The sequence below is a fragment of the Janthinobacterium sp. HH106 genome (genome assembly GCF_001758725.1).
Taxonomy (GTDB): Bacteria; Pseudomonadota; Gammaproteobacteria; order Burkholderiales; family Burkholderiaceae_D; genus Janthinobacterium.
This window is the reverse complement of record NZ_LRIC01000048.1, coordinates 236,878-254,769: the sequence shown is the minus strand read 5'-3', so window position 1 is coordinate 254,769 and position 17,892 is coordinate 236,878. Positions and strand designations below refer to the sequence as shown.

General features: G+C 63.2%; 20 protein-coding genes. 6 read left to right on the top strand and 14 right to left on the bottom strand.

Translation table 11 applies throughout. The features are described 5' to 3' along the window. Nucleotides 1–8: 8 nt before the first annotated feature. A complete protein-coding gene (gene msrA, locus JAB8_RS18710; RefSeq protein WP_070290922.1) occupies nucleotides 9–542 on the bottom strand; it encodes a peptide-methionine (S)-S-oxide reductase MsrA in 534 nt (177 codons plus the stop codon). 177 nt (nucleotides 543–719) lie between these two features. On the opposite strand from msrA, the gene JAB8_RS18705 reads away from it, so the two are divergent. Next, complete coding sequence (locus tag JAB8_RS18705; protein WP_070290921.1) at nucleotides 720–1,226, top strand: flavin reductase family protein; 507 nt, start codon at nucleotides 720–722, stop codon at nucleotides 1,224–1,226. 39 nt (nucleotides 1,227–1,265) lie between these two features. Here JAB8_RS18705 and JAB8_RS18700 read toward each other — a convergent pair whose 3' ends face one another. The 11 genes from JAB8_RS18700 to JAB8_RS18650 form a co-directional block, all read right to left on the bottom strand. Further along, entirely contained in the window at nucleotides 1,266–1,952 is a 687-nt protein-coding gene (locus JAB8_RS18700; protein WP_070290920.1) for an OmpW family outer membrane protein, read from the bottom strand. A 98-nt stretch (nucleotides 1,953–2,050) separates the two neighbouring features. Beyond that, a complete protein-coding gene (locus JAB8_RS18695; protein WP_070290919.1) occupies nucleotides 2,051–3,442 on the bottom strand; it encodes an SGNH/GDSL hydrolase family protein in 1,392 nt (463 codons plus the stop codon). 241 nt (nucleotides 3,443–3,683) lie between these two features. Beyond that, nucleotides 3,684–4,703, bottom strand: a complete 1,020-nt coding sequence (locus JAB8_RS18690; RefSeq protein WP_070290918.1) for an L-threonylcarbamoyladenylate synthase — start codon at nucleotides 4,701–4,703, stop codon at nucleotides 3,684–3,686. Further along, complete coding sequence (locus JAB8_RS18685; protein WP_070290917.1) at nucleotides 4,700–5,896, bottom strand: 5-(carboxyamino)imidazole ribonucleotide synthase; 1,197 nt, start codon at nucleotides 5,894–5,896, stop codon at nucleotides 4,700–4,702. Before JAB8_RS18685 ends, JAB8_RS18690 begins: the two co-directional genes overlap by 4 nt. A gap of 15 nt (nucleotides 5,897–5,911) precedes the next feature. Continuing rightward, nucleotides 5,912–6,409 (bottom strand): 5-(carboxyamino)imidazole ribonucleotide mutase, encoded by a 498-nt coding sequence (gene purE, locus JAB8_RS18680; RefSeq protein WP_070220354.1) that lies wholly within the window; start codon nucleotides 6,407–6,409, stop codon nucleotides 5,912–5,914. A gap of 1 nt (nucleotide 6,410) precedes the next feature. Further along, nucleotides 6,411–7,304, bottom strand: a complete 894-nt coding sequence (locus JAB8_RS18675) for a phosphoribosylaminoimidazolesuccinocarboxamide synthase (protein WP_070220356.1) — start codon at nucleotides 7,302–7,304, stop codon at nucleotides 6,411–6,413. A 106-nt stretch (nucleotides 7,305–7,410) separates the two neighbouring features. Beyond that, the gene (fba, locus tag JAB8_RS18670) at nucleotides 7,411–8,475 is read right to left on the bottom strand and encodes a class II fructose-bisphosphate aldolase (protein ID WP_010401625.1); all 1,065 of its coding nucleotides are present in this window, start codon (nucleotides 8,473–8,475) and stop codon (nucleotides 7,411–7,413) included. A gap of 82 nt (nucleotides 8,476–8,557) precedes the next feature. Continuing rightward, the gene (gene pyk, locus JAB8_RS18665) at nucleotides 8,558–10,006 is read right to left on the bottom strand and encodes a pyruvate kinase (RefSeq protein WP_070220360.1); all 1,449 of its coding nucleotides are present in this window, start codon (nucleotides 10,004–10,006) and stop codon (nucleotides 8,558–8,560) included. 113 nt (nucleotides 10,007–10,119) lie between these two features. After that, nucleotides 10,120–11,331, bottom strand: a complete 1,212-nt coding sequence (locus JAB8_RS18660) for a phosphoglycerate kinase (protein ID WP_070290916.1) — start codon at nucleotides 11,329–11,331, stop codon at nucleotides 10,120–10,122. Between the two features lie 77 nt (nucleotides 11,332–11,408). After that, nucleotides 11,409–11,759: an AzlD domain-containing protein gene (locus tag JAB8_RS18655; protein WP_070220364.1), complete on the bottom strand. Its 351-nt coding sequence runs from the start codon at nucleotides 11,757–11,759 to the stop codon at nucleotides 11,409–11,411. Continuing rightward, nucleotides 11,752–12,498: an AzlC family ABC transporter permease gene (locus JAB8_RS18650; protein ID WP_070290915.1), complete on the bottom strand. Its 747-nt coding sequence runs from the start codon at nucleotides 12,496–12,498 to the stop codon at nucleotides 11,752–11,754. The genes JAB8_RS18655 and JAB8_RS18650 overlap by 8 nt, the downstream gene beginning before the upstream one ends. A 258-nt stretch (nucleotides 12,499–12,756) precedes the next feature. On the opposite strand from JAB8_RS18650, the gene JAB8_RS18645 reads away from it, so the two are divergent. From JAB8_RS18645 to JAB8_RS18630, 4 genes are all read left to right on the top strand, one after another. After that, complete coding sequence (locus JAB8_RS18645; protein WP_070220739.1) at nucleotides 12,757–12,951, top strand: zinc-finger domain-containing protein; 195 nt, start codon at nucleotides 12,757–12,759, stop codon at nucleotides 12,949–12,951. A gap of 72 nt (nucleotides 12,952–13,023) precedes the next feature. Next, on the top strand, nucleotides 13,024–13,449 hold the full coding sequence (locus JAB8_RS18640; RefSeq protein ID WP_070220368.1) for a nuclear transport factor 2 family protein: 426 nt from the start codon (nucleotides 13,024–13,026) through the stop codon (nucleotides 13,447–13,449). Next, nucleotides 13,449–14,486 carry an alpha/beta fold hydrolase gene (locus JAB8_RS18635; RefSeq protein WP_070290914.1) on the top strand — a complete coding sequence of 346 codons (1,038 nt, stop codon included), beginning with the start codon at nucleotides 13,449–13,451 and terminating at the stop codon, nucleotides 14,484–14,486. The genes JAB8_RS18640 and JAB8_RS18635 overlap by 1 nt, the downstream gene beginning before the upstream one ends. Beyond that, a complete protein-coding gene (locus tag JAB8_RS18630; protein ID WP_070290913.1) occupies nucleotides 14,479–15,069 on the top strand; it encodes a DUF2946 family protein in 591 nt (196 codons plus the stop codon). The genes JAB8_RS18635 and JAB8_RS18630 overlap by 8 nt, the downstream gene beginning before the upstream one ends. Before the next feature lie 3 nt (nucleotides 15,070–15,072). On the opposite strand, the gene JAB8_RS18625 is transcribed toward JAB8_RS18630, so the two are convergent. Beyond that, nucleotides 15,073–16,542, bottom strand: a complete 1,470-nt coding sequence (locus JAB8_RS18625) for a M48 family metalloprotease (protein WP_227742189.1) — start codon at nucleotides 16,540–16,542, stop codon at nucleotides 15,073–15,075. 305 nt (nucleotides 16,543–16,847) lie between these two features. Here JAB8_RS18625 and moaC point away from each other — a divergent pair, with 305 nt between their 5' ends. Continuing rightward, a complete protein-coding gene (gene moaC / locus JAB8_RS18620; protein ID WP_070290912.1) occupies nucleotides 16,848–17,354 on the top strand; it encodes a cyclic pyranopterin monophosphate synthase MoaC in 507 nt (168 codons plus the stop codon). Here moaC and JAB8_RS18615 read toward each other — a convergent pair whose 3' ends face one another. Continuing rightward, the gene (locus JAB8_RS18615; RefSeq protein ID WP_070290911.1) at nucleotides 17,355–17,735 is read right to left on the bottom strand and encodes a DUF6713 family protein; all 381 of its coding nucleotides are present in this window, start codon (nucleotides 17,733–17,735) and stop codon (nucleotides 17,355–17,357) included. Nucleotides 17,736–17,892 lie beyond the last annotated feature (157 nt).

Below are 17,892 nucleotides of genomic sequence, written 5' to 3'. Positions count from 1 at the left end.
CGGGGCGCTTACTTCAGGCGCTCGGCGTACATGGCGCGGAATTTTTCCACCTTGGGCACGACAACGAGGGCGCAATAGCCCTGCAAGGGATGCTGCTCGACATAATTCTGGTGGTAATCCTCGGCCGGATAAAAGACCGATGCCGGCGCCAGCTGCGTGACGATCGGAGCATCCCACACGCCGGCCATCTCGGCCAGCACCTTGCGCGCCACGCTTTCCTGCTCCGCCGACTGATAATGGATAACGGAGCGAAATTGCGTGCCGACATCATTGCCCTGCCGGTTCAGGGTGGTAGGATCGTGCAAGGTAAAAAAGATTTCCAGCAAATCGTGGTAAGGGATGACGGCGGGATCGAATTCCAGCCGTACCACTTCCGCGTGGCCCGTCTCGCCCGTGCACACCTGATCATATGTGGGGTTGGGCACCGTGCCGCCCGTGTAGCCGGACTCGACGCGCGTCACGCCGCGCACTTCCCCATACACGGCAGCGAGGCACCAGAAACAGCCACCGCCGAATACCGCCACTTCCGTCTGTTGGTTCATGATGTCCTCCCGCAACGCCTGTGCGACGTATCATTTCATTACTGTAACGCAAAGCGCCATGGCCTGCAGTGCCGCTTGAAACGGCGCGTGATGCACCGCACATAAGGGGCATGCCGGCCACGATTGCGCTGGCGTGGCCGATTTTTGGCATAATGTCAGCAAATAGACAGGTCACCCATGAACACACGCTCTCCCCGCGCGCCAGCGCAAGAATTCGATACGGCACATTTTCGGCAGGCATTGTCACAGTTTGCCACCGGCGTGACGGTCATCACGACGCGCCTGGCCGACGGCAGTTTCCGCGGTCTGACGGCCAGTTCCTTCAATTCCGTCTCGCTGTCGCCGCCCTTGGTGCTGTGGAGTCTGGGCACGGTGGCGAACAGCATGCCGATTTTCAGCGGCAACTCGCATTACGTCATCAATGTGCTGGGCGCCGAGCAGGCTGAACTGGCGCAGCGCTTTGCACGGCGCACGCCGAATCCCTTCGACGACGTCGAATACGAACTGTCGCGCACGGGCCAGCCCATCCTGAAAGGCGCGTCGGCCTGGTTCGAATGCCACAACCGCAGCCGCTATCCAGAAGGCGACCACGTCATTTTCGTGGGCGAAGTAGAACAATGCGCGTTTGCCGCGCAGCCGCCCTTGATCTTCCACAATGGTAAGTTCAATACACCGCCAGCCTGAGCGGGACAAAAAAAAATCCGCCGAGGCGGATTTTTTGTTTTACAGGGTAAATTTATACCCGATGCTGACACTCACGGCGAGCGGATCGAGCTTGATGTCCTGCGTCTGCCCCGTCGAGAATTTCGCCTTGGTTTTCAGGAAGGTCTTGACCACGGCCACGTCGGCAAACCAGCGCTCGTTGAAGGACAGGGTGCTGCCGACCACCAGGCTGCCTGCCAGCTTGTTGTCCATGCGGTAAGTGACGGGCGCTCCACCCGGATCCAGCAAGGCCGTCATCTGGCCCGAGCCTTTTTCCTTCTGGAAATATGCATACGTCAAGCCCGCGCCCACGTAAGGACGGATCATCGCATTGGGCTGGAAGAAACGGTACTGGATGAAGGCCGTCGGCGGCAAGGCTTCCGCCGTCCCCAGCTTGCCCGTGCCCTTGATGGCACCATCGCCCATCAGGTCATGCTTGTACGGCACGCCCAGGATCATTTCAGCGGAAATATTGTCCGTGATCATGTAGGCAAAGGTCAGGATGGGCTTGGTATCCGCCTTGACGTCGGCCTTCGTGCCCGGCAGTGCCGGCGCAGAAATGTCGCCACTATCGACGTGGGGCGTGATTTTGTTGAGGCCGACCTTGGCCATCCAGGTGCCTGCGCTTTGCGCAGAAGCGCCCGTCGCCATGGCCATCGCGGCGGCGGCGGCCAGCACGCGTACAGCGGTATTCAAACGATTTTTCATCTTGTCTCCTGATCATTATGTGCGGATAGCCGGGCTATCCAGTCTTGTCGCTGCCGGCGCCAGCCCCGTCCCCGGGACGCGGCTGGCGCGGCGATTCCTTACAGCCAGCCCCGCACGACCATGTCCTTGGCCACATAACGGGCCAGCAACAGGTTGTTGAACGGCGTAGGGTGCACATCGTCGGCATACGCGTAGTGGCTGACGTCGCCCGCTTTCAGGTTCGAGCCATTGCACACCAGCGAGCTACCCAGGATATTGCCAGGTGCGCTCAGGTCGCACGCCGTCTCGCTGACATTGGTCAAGCCATACGGGCCAGGGTTGACGCCCTGGTCATGGCTGACGGCAAACACGTCGACCAGCAAGACTTTCGCATTGCCGCTCAGGCCACCGCTCAGTTCGCCATTGAAGGCGCTGACCATGGCATTGATGAGCGTCTTGGTATTGGCATCCTTGCTCAAGCCCGATGGCGTACCGGCCACGTCCGGCAAGTTGTTGACGATGACATAGTTGGCGCCCTTGGCGATGATCTGATCCTTGACCAGCGCCACCAGTTCAGTACCCGCTTGTTTCATGGCGGCAATCAGCAACGGCCCCTGGGCCGCCGCATAATCGGCGCCGGCCTTGGCGCCGGCAGCATTGCCGGTGACCGTCGCATCGGCTTGCGCCTTGGTGACCAGCGGACCATACACTTCCAGCGCGCCTACCGCCGTATTGCCGGCAATCACGGCCGCTTGCACCGCGGCACCGACGATGGTCGCCGAGGTGGCGCCAGGCGCCGCGCTGGCCGTCTTGATGGCGGCGCCGATGGAGGCGGCCGCCGTGGCGGGATTGGGCGCGCCGGCGGCCAGGGCCATGGTTAAATTGGTGGCAAAAGCCTTGGCGCCCGCATCGGCGCCCGCCGTCTTGCCGGCCGCCGTCGCACCGGCCTGCAATGCGCCGAGCTGGAACAGCACGTCATTGCCGCCCGCCATCACGAAAACGGCTTCCGTGCCGCTGAACTTGCCCCCGGAAGCAGCCAGGTGGTTCGCGATCTGCGTCACCACGGGCACGGTCAGGGCACCGAGCTCGCTGCCCGTCAACTTGTTGTTCGGACCGACGGGGTTGGTCACGCGCGAACCGCCCATGGCGTAGCCGTAGCAGCCCGGATGCTTGACGCGTGGAACAGACAAGCCTTTTGCCGCATTGCCTTCCAGGCCAGTCTCGGCGGCGCATGGGGCGGCCAGGCCGAATTGCGCGGCCAGGTGCTCGGTCCAGTTCTTGCCTGTCAGTTCAGGATTGATCTTGGTATTGTCGCCATTGATGGTGAACTTGCCGCCACCTTTCGCCAGCACTGTGCCCACGGCATACGAACCGACATCGGACAGGCTGTCGCCGAACGACACCTGCGCCGTGTACTTGACTTTCAAGGTTTGATCACCGCCACTGGCGCCGCCGCAACCTGCAAGGACAGCCGCAGCCAGCACGGCCAGCGCAAATTTTGTTTGATGCATTTTGTCTCCTCGGTCTTTTTTATGGTTTCTAAACGAACGGGCGTGCTATTCGTTACCCAACTAATATGCCATCGTTCCAGAGGCTTGTATAGAAAATATGCTTTAAAAATCAACGAAATAACAACACCGCCTGCGCCCTGTGATGGCCGGGCGATCTGCTGAATTATGGAGGATTTACTATGTTTCGTGGCAAGCATTGCTATTGCGCTGCATCAAGAAAAAGCCCCTTGCGGGGCTTTTTTCAGACGGACAGGAATTGCTGCAAGATACCACTTGAGCCGAATGCGGCACGCCGCAAACGGTCGTTGACGCCGAGCCACGCGGGGCCCGTCGGTGGCGCTTCGACGAGGATCAGCTCGGCGCCGACCTGGTCCATCGTGCGCAGCGAGGCATACAGCGCATGTGCGTAGTTTTCCGGGCTGGCGGCCAGGCGCACGCTGGCGCTGGCCGGCGGCAGATCCGAGTAGTGGATCAGCGCCACGCGGCGCCCGTCATTGAGCAGGCGGTTCAAGGTGGCGCGCACGTCGTCGCTGTGCTGCATCGCAACAGGCGTGTGTGGCGCATAGTGCGATTCCAGGGTGCCCGAGGCACGCGGTGCGGCCGCGTCGGCCACGGCCGGTGCGCGGCCAATGACGGCGGCGATCTGCTCGCTGCTGATATGGCCGGGACGCAACAACACGGGACCGTGCGTGGCCAGGCGCGACAGGTCGACGATGGTCGACTCGATGCCCACGTCGCTCTGCCCGCCGTCGAGCACCAGGCCCAGCAAGCCGCTGTCGAGCTCCGCCGTGAATTCATCGCGCACGTGCTGCGCCGTGGTGGGGCTGACGTTGCCGAACTTGTTCGCCGACGGCGCCGCCAGGCCGCCGTTGCCGCCCTTGAAAGTGCGTAGCAGTTCGATAGCCACCGGATGCGAGGGGCAGCGCAAGCCCACCGTATCCTGGCCGCCGGAAACGGCATCGGGGATATGCGCGGCGCGCTTGACGATCAGGGTCAGCGGGCCGGGCCAGAAGGCCGCCACCAGCTGTTCCGCCTCGACTGGAATATCATCGGACCAGTGCGCCAGGTCGGCGCCCGGCGCCACGTGCACGATCACGGGATGGTCCGAGGGACGGCCCTTGGCTTCATAGATGCGCGCCACGGCGGCCGGGTTTTCCGCATCGGCGCCCAGGCCGTACACGGTTTCCGTCGGGAAAGCGACGAGGCCGCCCGCTTCCAGCACGGCGGCCGCCGCCGCCAGGTCGTGTGCGGGCACGCTCACGGCGCGATTCCCAGGATCAGGCACGCATCGCGCAGGCGCTGCTGCGCCTCTTGCAAGGTGGCGGCGATGAAGGTCAGGTGACCCATCTTGCGGCCACGGCGCGGATCGTCCTTGCCGTACAGGTGCAGACACGCGCCCGGCAAGGCCAGGATGCGGTCCCAGGCCGGCTCGCTGGCGACATCGCTGCCGTCGGCAAACCAGGCGTCGCCGAGGAGGTTGAGCATCACGGCCGGCGAATGCTGGCGCACCTCGCCCAGCGGCAGGCGCGCCATGGCCCGCACCTGCTGCGCGAACTGGCTGGTGACGCAGGCATCCATCGTGTAGTGGCCGCTGTTATGCGGGCGCGGCGCCATTTCGTTGACCACAAGGCTGCCATCTTCCAGCACGAAAAATTCGATGCACAGCACGCCGACATAGCCGAGTTCGGCAACCATGGCCTGCGCCGCCCGCTGCGCCCTGGCGGCGCAGTCGTCCGACACGTTCGGGCCCGGCACCGTGGTGGTAAACAGCACGCCGTCGCGGTGCACGTTTTCGGCGATCGGATACACGACCGATGCGCCGTCCACGCCGCGCGCCGTCAGCACGGACACTTCATAGGCCAGCGGCAGCATCTTTTCCAACAGGCAAGTTACTTCGCCCATTTCCGCGAAGGCGGCGCGCACGTCGTCGCGCGTGCGCACGCGGAACTGGCCCTTGCCGTCATAGCCCATGCGCACGGTTTTCAAAATGCCCGGCAGCAAGTCGTCGGCGATGCCGTCGATGTCAAGCTGCGTGGCGATCACCGTATGCGGCGCCGGCAGCACGCCCGATTTCGGGGCGCAAGCGACAAAGAAACGTTTTTCCGCGATGCGGTCTTGCGCCACCGACACGCCGTGGACGTTGGGGGCGACAAACACGCGTTCGGCCAGGCGCGACAGGCTGTCGGCCGGGACGTTCTCGAATTCCGTGGTGACGGCCAGGCATTGCGCCGCCAGCGCGTCGAGCCCTGCCGCGTCGCTGTAGCCGGCATTGACCAGGCGCTGCGCCACCTGCCCCGCAGGGCAGGCGTCGGACGGTTCCAGCACAGCCACTTGGTAGCCCATGCTCTGGGCGGCCTGGGCAAACATGCGGCCGAGCTGGCCGCCGCCCATCACGCCCAGCCACGCCGGTGGGTTGGCGGCGGGTAGCAATGGGGAAGTCGATTTACTATTCATTATTTTTCAAACACATTATTCAGGCAAGACCATGGCCTTGGCGGCGGCCGTTTGCGTGGCACGGAAGGCTTCCAGCTGCTCGGCCAGGGCGTCGTCGTTGGCGGCAAGCATCGCCACGGCCGTCAGCGCCGCATTCGCCGCGCCCGCTTCGCCGATGGCGAAGGTGGCCACCGGCACGCCCTTGGGCATTTGCAGGATCGACAGCATGGAATCTTCGCCGCGCAAATACTTCGACGGCACGGGCACGCCCAGCACGGGCACGATGGTCATGGCGGCCACCATGCCAGGCAGGTGGGCCGCGCCGCCGGCGCCGGCGATGATGGCGCGCAAGCCGCGCGCGCGTGCGCTTTTCGCGTACGCATACATCTCGTCGGGCATGCGGTGCGCCGAAATGACTTGCGCTTCGTACGGCACGCCAAACTGTTTCAGGATGGCAACCGCATTCTGCATCACGTCCCAGTCCGAAGACGAACCCATGATGACGCCGACCAGCGGCTTATTCTGCTCGCTCATCTCAGGCCTTCAGCTTCTCGCCCGTCAGGCGTTCGATGGCTTCAAAGTACTTGGCCTGGGTTTTTTCAATGACGTCGGCCGGCAGCGCCGGCGCCGGTGCGGTCTTGCCCCAGGTCAGTGTTTCCAGGTAGTCGCGCACGAATTGCTTGTCGAACGACGGCGGCGAAATGCCAGGCTGATAGGAGTCGGCGGGCCAGAAGCGCGACGAGTCGGCCGTCAGCACTTCATCCATCAGATGCATGACGCCATTGTCGTCCAGGCCGAATTCAAACTTGGTGTCGGCGATGATGATGCCGCGCGTGGCCGCATATTCGGCGGCCGTCTTGTACAGGGCGATGGCGACGTCGCGCATCTTGGCGGCCAGTTCCGCGCCGATGCGCTCTTCCATTTCCGCAAAGCTGATGTTTTCGTCATGCTCGCCCAGTTCGGCCTTGGCCGCCGGGGTGAAGATCGGTTCCGGCAGCTTTTCCGCCTGTTGCAGGCCGGCTGGCAGCTTGATGCCGCAGATGCTGCCCGTGTCCTGGTAATCTTTCCAGCCCGAACCAATGATGTAGCCGCGCACGACTGCCTCGACCATGATGGGCTTCAAGCGCTTGGCCACGACGGCGCGGCCCTTGACTTGCTCCACTTCCTCGGGCGCCACCACGGACTCCGGCGCCACGCCGGTCAGGTGGTTCGGCACGATATGGCCCAGTTTCTCGAACCAGAAATCGCTCATCTGATTGAGGACCTTGCCCTTGCCGGGGATAGGCTCATTCATGACGACATCGAAGGCCGACAGGCGGTCCGTGGTGACGATCAGGATCTTGTCGTCGCCAACGGCGTAGTTGTCGCGGACCTTGCCGTGGCCCAGCAATGGCAGGGAATGGATGGAAGTCTGATAGAGGCTGTTCATAGCGGGGGAATAGTTGGATGAAACGAAACCGGCAGGCAGGGAAGGCGCCCGCCGGTCGAGAAAATCGGGCACGGAGCATTGCTTCCGACCCGTTCCAGACAGAATTTTACTTCACAATTTGCGACAGCTCGCCGGCCTTGTAGCGCTCGGCCATTTTTTCCATCGTGATGACCTTGATTTTCGACGCCTGGCCTTCGCAGCCGAAAGCCTGCATGCGCGCGCGCACGATTTGCTCGGCGGCGGTGCGGGCGGGCTTCAGGAAGTCGCGCGGATCGAATTTCGACGGGTTTTCGAACAGGTACTTGCGGATCGCGGCCGTCATCGCCAGGCGGATATCGGTGTCGATGTTGATCTTGCGCACGCCGTGACGGATGCCTTCCTGGATTTCTTCGACTGGCACGCCGTAGGTTTCCTTCATGTCGCCGCCAAATTCGCGGATGATGGCCAGCAATTCCTGCGGCACCGACGAGGAACCGTGCATCACCAGGTGGGTGTTCGGGATGCGCGCGTGGATCTCCTTGATGCGGTCGATGGCCAGGATGTCGCCCGTCGGCTTGCGCGTGAATTTGTAGGCGCCGTGCGAGGTGCCGATGGCGATCGCCAGGGCGTCGCACTGGGTGCGCTGCACGAAATCGGCCGCTTGCGCCACATCCGTCAGCAGTTGCTCGCGCGTCATGGTGCCGTCGGCGCCGTGGCCGTCTTCCTTGTCGCCTTTCATGGTTTCCAGCGAACCGAGCACGCCCAGTTCCGCTTCCACCGTCACGCCGATGGCGTGCGAGAATTTCACCACTTCACGCGACACTTCCACGTTGTATTCGTACGACGCGACCGACTTGCCGTCCGCTTCCAGCGAACCGTCCATCATCACGGAAGTAAAACCCGAGCGGATGGCGGCCATGCAGACGGCCGGCGACTGGCCGTGATCCTGGTGCATGACGACGGGGATGTGCGGATACGCTTCGACGGCGGCGTCGATCAGGTGGCGCAGGAACGCTTCACCGGCGTACTTGCGCGCGCCGGCGGACGCCTGCATGATCACCGGGCTGTTGAGCGCATCGGCGGCAGCCATGATGGCTTGCACTTGTTCCAGGTTGTTGACGTTGAAAGCAGGAATGCCATAGCCGTTTTCGGCGGCATGGTCCAGCAGTTGACGCATGGATACGAGAGACATGGTAATACTCCAGATAACAATAGAAACCGTTGCGGCGCTTCGCGGTGGTCAATAACCGCGCCGGCGCCTGAATTCTTGGGCCTTATTCAAATTCGCCGACTGTCACAATCTTTAATGCATTCGTACCGCCCACCTGGCCCATCGGCTCGCCCCAGGTGACGACGATCATGTCACCTTTTTTGACGATGCCCTGCGCCACCAGCAGCTCTTCCGCCTGCTTAAGCACTTGCGCGCTGGGAGCGTTCTGCATCAGATGATACGCCCGAACATTGCGGTACAGCGCGGCTTTGCGCAATGTCGTGACGCTCGGCGTGAGCGCATAGATCGGCGTATCGATACTGTGGCGGCTCATCCACAAGGCGGTGGAACCCGATTCCGTCAGCGCCACGATGGCTTTCACGCGCAGGTGGTGGGCCGTAAACAGCGCGCCGTAGGCGATCGACTGGTCGATGCGGGTAAACGTGACGTTGAGGAAGTCGGCATCGAGCTTGTTGTATTCGGACTGCTCCGCTTCGACGCAGATGGCGGCCATCATTTCCACCGTCTCGATCGGGTACTTGCCCGAGGCCGTTTCGGCCGACGTCATGACGGCATCCGTGCCGTCGAGCACGGCATTGGCCACGTCGGACACTTCGGCGCGCGTGGGCACGGCGTTGACGATCATCGATTCCATCATCTGCGTGGCCGTGATGGCTAATTTATTCGACGCGCGCGCCATCTTGATCATGCGCTTCTGCAAGGCCGGCACGGCCGCGTTGCCCACCTCGACGGCCAAATCGCCGCGCGCCACCATGATGCCGTCGGAGGCATCGAGGATTTCCTGCAGCGCGGGAATGGCTTCCGCCCGCTCGATCTTGGCGATCATCATCGGCTTGTGGTGGTACGGTTCGCCGGCGATATTGGCCAGCTGGCGCGCCATTTCCATGTCGGTCGCGCATTTCGGGAAGGAAATGGCGAGATAGTCGGCCTGGAAACTCATGGCCGTCTTGATATCTTCCATATCCTTGGCCGTCAGCGCGGGCGCGGACAGGCCGCCGCCCTGGCGGTTGATGCCCTTGTTATTCGACAACTCACCGCCGATCTTGACGGTGGTGTGGATTTCGCTGCCGTGGATGCGCTCGACGATCAGCACGATGAGGCCATCATTCAGCAGCAGCACGTCGCCCTTGTGCAAGTCGCGTGGCAAGGCCTTGTAGTCGAGGCCGACCCGTTCCTGGTTGCCCAGCTCGCCGTTTTCTCCCCACTTGGCGTCGAGGATGAAGCGCTCGCCCGCTTCGAGCTGAATGCGCGTGTTTTCAAACTTGCCGACGCGAATCTTCGGCCCTTGCATATCGGCCATGATGGCCACTTCGCGGCCACACTCGGCCGCCGCCAGGCGCACCAGCGCGGCGCGGTCGATATGGTCCTGCGCCTTGCCGTGGGAAAAATTCAAGCGCACCACGTCGACGCCCGCACGTATCATTTTGACCAGGATATCGAAGTCGGTGGAGGCGGGGCCGATTGTTGCTACGATTTTTGTACCACGTGGCATAGGAATCCTTGTGCGCGAGCGAAGGTGAGCAAGGCCGGTTTGAGACAGCCGCCGGCAAGGTAAAAGCGCAGCGGTCAGGCTGCGCTTGGTACTGAACTGCTGAACGCTCCGTCTTAGCCGGCGCGTTGCATCAGGATTTCCACTGCCGGTAGTGTCTTGCCTTCAAGGAACTCCAGGAAAGCGCCGCCGCCCGTCGAGATATAGCTGATTTTATCCGTAATATCGTATTTGGCAATCGCCGCCAGAGTGTCGCCACCGCCGGCGATCGAAAATGCTTTCGACTCGGCAATCGCCAGGGCCAGGGTCTTGGTGCCGTTGCCGAACTGGTCGAATTCGAACACGCCCACGGGGCCGTTCCACACGATGGTGCCGGCGGCGGCGATCTGCTGCGCCAGCAGGGCTGCCGTTTTCGGACCGATATCGAGGATCATGTCGTCATCCGCCACGTCGGCCACGTCCTTGACGGTGGCGGCGGCCGTCGGCGCAAACTCCTTGGCGCACACGACGTCGACGGGAATCGGCACTTGCGCGCCCCGTTTGGCCATGATGTCGATGATAGCTTTCGCTTCGTCGACGAGTTCCGCTTCCACCAGCGACTTGCCGACGTTCAAGCCAACGGCTTTCATGAAGGTATTGGCGATGCCGCCGCCGACGATCAGGTTATCGACCTTGTCGGACAGGGCTTTCAAAATGGTCAGCTTGCTCGATACTTTCGAACCGGCAACGATGGCCAGCAGCGGGCGGGCGGGCGCGTGCAGCGCTTTGCCCAGCGCATCGAGTTCGGCGGCCAGCAGCGGGCCGGCGCAGGCGACAGGGGCGAACTTGGCGATGCCGTGCGTGGACGCTTCGGCGCGGTGGGCCGTGCCGAACGCGTCATTGACGTAGATATCGCACAATTTCGCCATTTTTTGCGCCAGCTCATCGCTGTTTTTCTTTTCGCCCTTGTTGACGCGCACGTTTTCCAGCAGGACGACCTGGCCGGCAGCCAGGGATTCCAGGCCGGCGCCGTCGACCCAGTTTTGTTTCAATGCAACTTCCTGGCCCAGCAGCTCGGACAAGCGGGCCGCCACGGGCGCCAGGCTGTCGGCCGGCTTGAACTCGCCTTCCGTGGGACGGCCCAGGTGCGACGTCACCATGACGGCGGCGCCAGCGTCGAGGGCGGCACGGATGGCCGGCACCGAAGCGCGGATGCGCGTATCTTCGGTGATCTTGCCACTGTCATCTTGCGGAACGTTCAGGTCGGCGCGGATGAATACGCGCTTGCCTTGCAGTGCATTTTGGGCGATCAAATCTTGCAGACGGATGAAGTTGAGAACAGCTGACATGGCGATCCAGATGACGAGTGGAAGGAAGTGCGCTATTTTACCGCAATGACCAGACCAAATCGCCGATTTGTCCTGCTTTACTGAAAAACATGCAACAGTCGCAAGCCCGTGAAAACCAGCATGCCGAACACGATGGTTTGCAGCATATTGCGGCGAATCACGAAAAAGAGCGTGGCGGCAATACCCGACAAGAGTTTCAGATTCGACAAGTCAAAGTGCACTTGCGGCCCTTCCATCAGCATGTCGGGCGCAATGATGGCCGCCAGCGCGCAGGCCGGCGCATAGCGCAGCATCTCGCCCACGCGGCGCGGAATGGTGATGTGGTGGCCGATCAGCCAGAAGGTGCTGCGCGTGGCGGCAGTCGCCACCACCAGCACGGCGATGGCGATCCACACATCGGCCCTGCCCAAGGCTATGCCGTCAAACATGGCGTTTTGTCCATTTTTCTGTCAATTCTTCCACGGCCATGGCGCTGACCATGCCCACCACGACGGCCACCAGCAAGCCCAGCTTATACGGCAGGCTGAACGCCAGCACGGCCACCGTGCCCGCCACCAGCACGCCGCACAGGGCGGCGCGGCTCAGAATCAGCGGCACCGTCACGCACAGGATCGCCAGCGTGCCCGCAAAACCCAGCCCCCATTCGGCCGGCACGATGGCGCCCAGCACGATGCCGATGAAGGAACCGGTTTGCCAGGCCAGCCAGTTGGGATAGATCAAGCCTTTCAGGAAAGGCAGCTTGGCCGGGTCCGGCGTTTCGTGCGGATAGCGCTGCAGGAACAGGCCCACGGTGATGTCACCGGCCACATAGCCGAGCGCGAAGCGCTGGCGCCACGGCAGATGGGCGAAATGCGGGGCCAGCAGCACGGAAAAGATAACAAAACGCAAATTAACGACGAGGGCCGTGGCAAAGATCACCCACACGGGCGCTTGCGCGGCCAGCAGGGGCAAGGATGCGAGCTGGGCCGAGCCGGCAAAGACAAACAGGGTCATGGCCCCCGCCTGCGCGACAGTCAGGCCGCTTTTCACCATGGCCACGCCCACCACCATGCCCCAGGCGGCGATGCCCAGCAGGGTGGGTGCCCCCAGGTTCAGGCCGGCGCGCCAGGCATCTTTCAGCACGGCATGATCGCTGCTGGCCGGGACGGCGTTCACGCGGGTGTTCATGCGAGCCCCCGGCAGGCTGAGTGTGGTAACTGCACAACAATGGTGCAAGACGACAAGGGCGGCAACGGTGATACCGGCAAGGCAAATCCAGTCAGTGTGGCGCTGCAGCCGCCATATTTCCGCGAAAACCCGCGCCGCAGCCGAAGATGATCAAGCCGCCATTTTAGCCATGATTTTTGCTGTCTGCCTGAATCCGTTAAAATCGTACTTTTGGCAGCAGCCGACTTCCATCCATACAGCCTCACGGAGCATGACAAGATGACAAAAACCACCCAGCCAGCGGTCGAACTCGACGGTAAAGACTTGCCAGCCCACTGCCCTAACCCGGCCATGCCGCTGTGGTCATCGCATCCGCGCGTGTTTCTGGAATTCAACAAGGACGGTATCGCCAAGTGCCCGTACTGCGGCACGGCCTACACCCTGAAGGAAGGCGCCAGCGCCGGCCATCATTAAACTGCCCAGCGGCGCGCCCCCAGCGCGCCGTTTTTATGTGCATCAAGTTATACCGTTCAGCCCGGAGTCGTCATGAAACGTCTGAAAGAACTCAATGGCAGCGCCGCGGAAGTCGAAGCGGCGTTCTACGATGCCTTGCACCGCGCCGACCTCGAAGCGCTGATGGCGCTATGGGCCGACGATGAAGAAATCGTCTGCATCCACCCGGGCGGCGCGCGCCTGATCGGCCATGCCGCCATCCGCGCCTCGTGGGAAACCATCCTGGCGGGCGGCGGCCTGCACATCGTGCCGGCGCAGCTGCATGAAACGCACAATCTGATGAGTTCGGTGCACACGGTCATCGAAGGCGTCACCAATGAAGACGGCGCACCGGCGCATCTGCTGGCCACGAATGTGTATGTGAAAACGCCGCGCGGCTGGCGCATCGTGCTGCACCACGCGTCCATCGCCCCGGGCGGCGCGCCGGCCGACGCCACGGGAACGCAGATACTGCACTGATGTCCTTGCCGCTTATTGACAACGCCCCCTATACCGCCCCGCTCTGGCTGCCTGGCGGCCACGCGCAGACGATTTATCCTGCCGTGTGCCTCGCCAAGCCGGCCGTGGCCTTCCGCCGCGAACGCTGGCAAGCGCCCGATGGCGACTTCGTCGACGTCGACCTGGTCGACGGCCAGCCGGGCCAGCCCTTCGTGCTGCTGTTCCACGGCCTGGAAGGCTCGTCGAACAGCCATTACGCGCGCGCCCTGATGGCCGAGGTGGCCGCGCGCGGCTGGTCGGGCGCCGTGCCGCATTTTCGCGGCTGCTCGGGCGAAGCGAACCTGGCGCCCCGCTTCTACCATTCGGGCGATGCGCAGGAAGTAGACTGGATCGTGCAGCGCCTGCGCCCGCGCGCCACGGGGAAATTTTATGCGGCCGGCGTCTCGCTGGGCGGCAATGCCCTGCTGTGCTGGCTGGGCCAGTCGCAGCACCAGGCCGATTTCATCGATGCGGCGGCGGCCGTGTCGGCCCCGCTGGACCTGGCGCAAGGGGGCAAGGCCCTGTCATCGGGCGCGAACCGGCTCTACACGCGCATGTTCCTGAACACCTTGAAACCGAAATGCCTGGCCAAGCTGGAACAGTTTCCCGGCCTGTTCGCGCGCGAGGCCATGCTGGCCGCGCGCGACTTGCACGCCTTCGACAATGTCGTCACGGCGCCCCTGCACGGCTACCGCGACGCCGACGATTACTGGCACCGCGCCAGCGCCAAGCACGTCTTGCAGGACATCACCGTGCCGACCCTGGTACTGAATGCGCAGAATGATCCCTTCCTGCCCGGGCGCTTCCTGCCGCGCAGCGCCGCGCCGACGGTCACGCTCGAGTATCCGCGCCACGGCGGCCACGTCGGCTTTGCGGCAGGCAAGTTGCCGGGTAGCACACGCTGGCTGCCGCAGCGCCTGCTCCATTTTTTTGAGGGCGGCAACATGGCGCCGCCGGCCCCGCAAACCTGTCACGCTGGCAGTTCGCAAACGCACACGGAAAACGCTACACATGGATGAACTCGTCAAACAGGCCCTGGCCAAATGGCCGAACGTACCGCACTGCTACGGCTGGCTGGGCCTGGACGCGCGCGGCCACTGGCGCATGCGCGACCAGCATGCGCAACAGCGACAACTGCCTGGCGACAAGATCGCCCACGAGGCCCTACTGGGATTTATCAACCGCAATTACGGCCATGACGAACGCGGCTGCTGGTTCTTCCAGAACGGCCCGCAGCGCGTGTATGTAAATCTGGAAGCGACACCCTACATTGCCCGCAGCGACCCGCGGCACGGTTTTGTCTTGCAGACGGGCGCGCCGCTGGAGCAGATCGAGCAGGTGTATTGGTGCGACAACGGCGTCTTGATCTTGCGCCAGGGCGAGGTCGTGGCGCAGGTCGATGACCGCGACATGGCGCAAGTGCTGGACGCCCTGCACGTCGATGGCCAGGTGGCCAGCGACGAGGCCTTGCTGGCGTGGCTGGAAGAGCGCCGGGGCAAGCTGACCCTATTGCATGACGGCAAGGAGATCGCCGTGCAGCCGCTGCGCTACGACGCCGTGCCGCAAACCTTCGACTTCCAGCCGATGCCGCAAGCCGAATAAGGCTTATCCCTTCTGGTCCTTGATCTGTTCGCGGCGCTTTTCCTGCAATTCGCGCTCGCGCGCATCAATCACGGCCTGGTCATAAAAGGTCGCGTCCGTCGATTTGCGGGCGATCGTCAGCTGGTCCAGCGCGGCCATGGTGGCGCCCTGCAGCACGTACGATTCGGCCAGCGCCATATGCTGCAAGGTCATCTTGCCCTGATCCGCATAGGCTTTCGCCAGTAAATCGTACAGTTCCGGCTCTTCCTTGTAGAGCTGCACCTGCTCGCGCAGGTACAAGGTGGCTTGCTCCAGCTTGCCGGCAGCCATCAGCGCTTCCGCATATTGGTGGGCAATGCCGCGCGAGAGGGGAAACTGCTGGCGCGCCGCATCGGCCGCCTTCAAAGCCTGTTGCGCCACTTCCTTCTTTTGCGCCGGCATCAGCAGCACTTCCAGCCCCATCGCCGCCAGCAGCGAATTGGGGCCCTGCGTGCCGCCCGACGTCAGCACATTCGGCCCGGCCGGCTGGTGCAGGGCGGCATTGGCCGCATCGAGTTCCTTTTGCGCCTCCGCCGGCTTGCCCTGCTTGACGGCGACAAAGGACAAGCCGTAATGGGCGGCCGTCACCTGGAAGCGGCTTTGCTGTTCCAGCTGCGTCTTGAAGACGGCCTTGGCGTTCAGCAAGCCTTGCACGCTTTCATCCTGCAGCACGCGGGCGCGCGCGCGGGCCAGGTGGAAACTCAGGCTGTCCGCACGCTGCTTGTACGGCTGCTCGCGGATGCGCGCCTGGATGTCGGCGATGCGTTCCGTCGTCAGCGGGTGGGTCTGCAGATAGGCGGGCATCAGGTCGCTGTACGAACGGCTGGCCGCCTGCATGCGGCCGAAAAAGGCCACCATGCCGGTGGTGTCGAAACCGGCTTCGCCCATGATCTGGAAACCGATGCGGTCCGCCTCGCGTTCGGCGTCGCGGCCGAAATTGAGCTGGCGCTGGATGGCCAGGCCCTGGCCGGCGGCAAACACGCCCATGGCCACGTCGCCGCCCGCACGCGACGCGAGCGCCGCCAGCAGCATGGCGGCCAGAGGCATCAGGGCATCCTGGCGCTGCTGGCCCAGCATGCGCGCGATATGGCGCTGCGCCACGTGACCGATCTCGTGCGACAGCACGGACGCCAGTTCCGCCTCCGTTTGCGCCGCCAGCACCAGGGCCGAGTGCACACCGATGAAACCGCCCGGCAAGGCAAACGCGTTCAACTGGGGGTCGCGCACGGCAAAGAAGAAATAGTCGTAATTCGTTTCGCCGCGCACGCTGGGGCGCGCCGCCACGAGGGCGTTGCCGAAGGTATTCAGGTATTCGAGCAAAGGCGCGTCATCGAGATAGTCGCGGTCGCCGCGGATGCCGCGCATGATTTCCTCGCCGATCTTGCGCTCCATCGCCGGCGACAGGTCTTCGCGCGAGGTATCGCCCAGGTTCGGCAGATTCGGCGCCGGCGGCACGGCCAAGGGCGTCCAGCCGCTTCCCGGCTTGGCCGCCGCGCCGGCAGATGGCGCCGCTGGCGCGGACGTATAGGTTTGCGCCAGCGCACAGGGCGCCGCCAGCGACAATGCAGCCAGCACGGATGCGCGCCGCAAGCGGCGCAGCCATGCCGCAGCGGCGTTTTCAAGTACGATCGGAAGGGGAGTTTTTGAATTCACGGGTGCTATCATACCTTGTTAGCGGCGCCCATTCCCACGCGCCATGCCAGTGGCATGGGGCCGTGATTCGGCCTGCCGCGCCCCCGTTCCTCACCTATTTTGACGCCATGACAACAGCAGACAAGCAAGCCCCCGCCGGGGAACTGACCCATTTCGACGCTACGGGCCAAGCCCATATGGTCGACGTGGGCAGCAAGGAGGACACGCGCCGCAACGCCGTGGCCGCCGGCACCATCCGCATGCAGCCGGCCACCCTGGCCTTGATCATTTCCGGCAACGCCAAGAAAGGCGACGTGCTGGGCATCGCCCGCATCGCCGCCATCATGGGCGCCAAGCGCACCAGCGACCTGATTCCCCTGTGCCACCCGCTGGCCCTCACGCGCGTCACCGTCGATTTCGACGTGGATGAAGCAGCCAACAGCGTGCATTGCCGCGCCCAGGTCGACACCACGGGCAAGACGGGCGTGGAAATGGAAGCGCTCACGTCCGTGCAGATCGGCTTGCTGACAATCTACGACATGTGCAAGGCCGTCGACCGGGGCATGGTCATGACCAACGTGCGCGTGCTGGAAAAGCATGGCGGCAAGTCGGGCGATTGGCACGCGGAAGTGTAACTATGCCGCCTGGCGCGCCAGCCGGCCCCGGATGCGGCGCAAGTCGCACAGCAGCCAGACGGCGCAGCCCAGGCACAACGCGATGATGGCCATGGACAGGGGCAAGTGGAATTGTTCCAGTCCTGCCAGCGCAAAGCCGGCATGGATCAGGCATGTCCCCACACCCAGCGCGGCGCAGACACAAGCATACAGGGGCGCTCGCGGGGTGGCCAGCAGCACGTGCCGGTAACCGGCCAGCACCACGGCAATCGCCGCCAGGTTAAACACGAGAAAACTTTGTACGCCGCCCGGCACGTGAAACATCTCCCACTCTTTCCAGTAGGCAGCGTCGATTTGATGCAGGATCAGGAACAACATGGTCCAGAAGTAGCTGCGTGGCATAAGATTTACATTCGTCAATATTGACGCAATTGTAAAGCCTGCACCGCGCACCGGCACATGCCCATGGTATTTTTCGATGCGAAAGTGAATTTCATTGATAGGAATGCTTTTTCATCAAGAAATCATGCATACTGCGAGTCGACCATATACAGATGAG

Excerpts from the sequence above, each read along its gene's own strand:
- msrA (WP_070290922.1), bottom strand. The coding sequence starts at position 542 with ATGAACCAACAGACGGAAGTGGCGGTATTCGGCGGTGGCTGTTTCTGG.
- JAB8_RS18705 (WP_070290921.1), top strand. The coding sequence starts at position 720 with ATGAACACACGCTCTCCCCGCGCGCCAGCGCAAGAATTCGATACGGCA.
- JAB8_RS18700 (WP_070290920.1), bottom strand. The coding sequence starts at position 1,952 with ATGAAAAATCGTTTGAATACCGCTGTACGCGTGCTGGCCGCCGCCGCC.
- JAB8_RS18695 (WP_070290919.1), bottom strand. The coding sequence starts at position 3,442 with ATGCATCAAACAAAATTTGCGCTGGCCGTGCTGGCTGCGGCTGTCCTT.
- JAB8_RS18685 (WP_070290917.1), bottom strand. The coding sequence starts at position 5,896 with ATGAATAGTAAATCGACTTCCCCATTGCTACCCGCCGCCAACCCACCG.
- purE (WP_070220354.1), bottom strand. The coding sequence starts at position 6,409 with ATGAGCGAGCAGAATAAGCCGCTGGTCGGCGTCATCATGGGTTCGTCT.
- JAB8_RS18675 (WP_070220356.1), bottom strand. The coding sequence starts at position 7,304 with ATGAACAGCCTCTATCAGACTTCCATCCATTCCCTGCCATTGCTGGGC.
- fba (WP_010401625.1), bottom strand. The coding sequence starts at position 8,475 with ATGTCTCTCGTATCCATGCGTCAACTGCTGGACCATGCCGCCGAAAAC.
- pyk (WP_070220360.1), bottom strand. The coding sequence starts at position 10,006 with ATGCCACGTGGTACAAAAATCGTAGCAACAATCGGCCCCGCCTCCACC.
- JAB8_RS18660 (WP_070290916.1), bottom strand. The coding sequence starts at position 11,331 with ATGTCAGCTGTTCTCAACTTCATCCGTCTGCAAGATTTGATCGCCCAA.
- JAB8_RS18655 (WP_070220364.1), bottom strand. The coding sequence starts at position 11,759 with ATGTTTGACGGCATAGCCTTGGGCAGGGCCGATGTGTGGATCGCCATC.
- JAB8_RS18650 (WP_070290915.1), bottom strand. The coding sequence starts at position 12,498 with ATGAACACCCGCGTGAACGCCGTCCCGGCCAGCAGCGATCATGCCGTG.
- JAB8_RS18645 (WP_070220739.1), top strand. The coding sequence starts at position 12,757 with ATGACAAAAACCACCCAGCCAGCGGTCGAACTCGACGGTAAAGACTTG.
- JAB8_RS18640 (WP_070220368.1), top strand. The coding sequence starts at position 13,024 with ATGAAACGTCTGAAAGAACTCAATGGCAGCGCCGCGGAAGTCGAAGCG.
- JAB8_RS18635 (WP_070290914.1), top strand. The coding sequence starts at position 13,449 with ATGTCCTTGCCGCTTATTGACAACGCCCCCTATACCGCCCCGCTCTGG.
- JAB8_RS18630 (WP_070290913.1), top strand. The coding sequence starts at position 14,479 with ATGGATGAACTCGTCAAACAGGCCCTGGCCAAATGGCCGAACGTACCG.
- moaC (WP_070290912.1), top strand. The coding sequence starts at position 16,848 with ATGACAACAGCAGACAAGCAAGCCCCCGCCGGGGAACTGACCCATTTC.
- JAB8_RS18615 (WP_070290911.1), bottom strand. The coding sequence starts at position 17,735 with ATGCCACGCAGCTACTTCTGGACCATGTTGTTCCTGATCCTGCATCAA.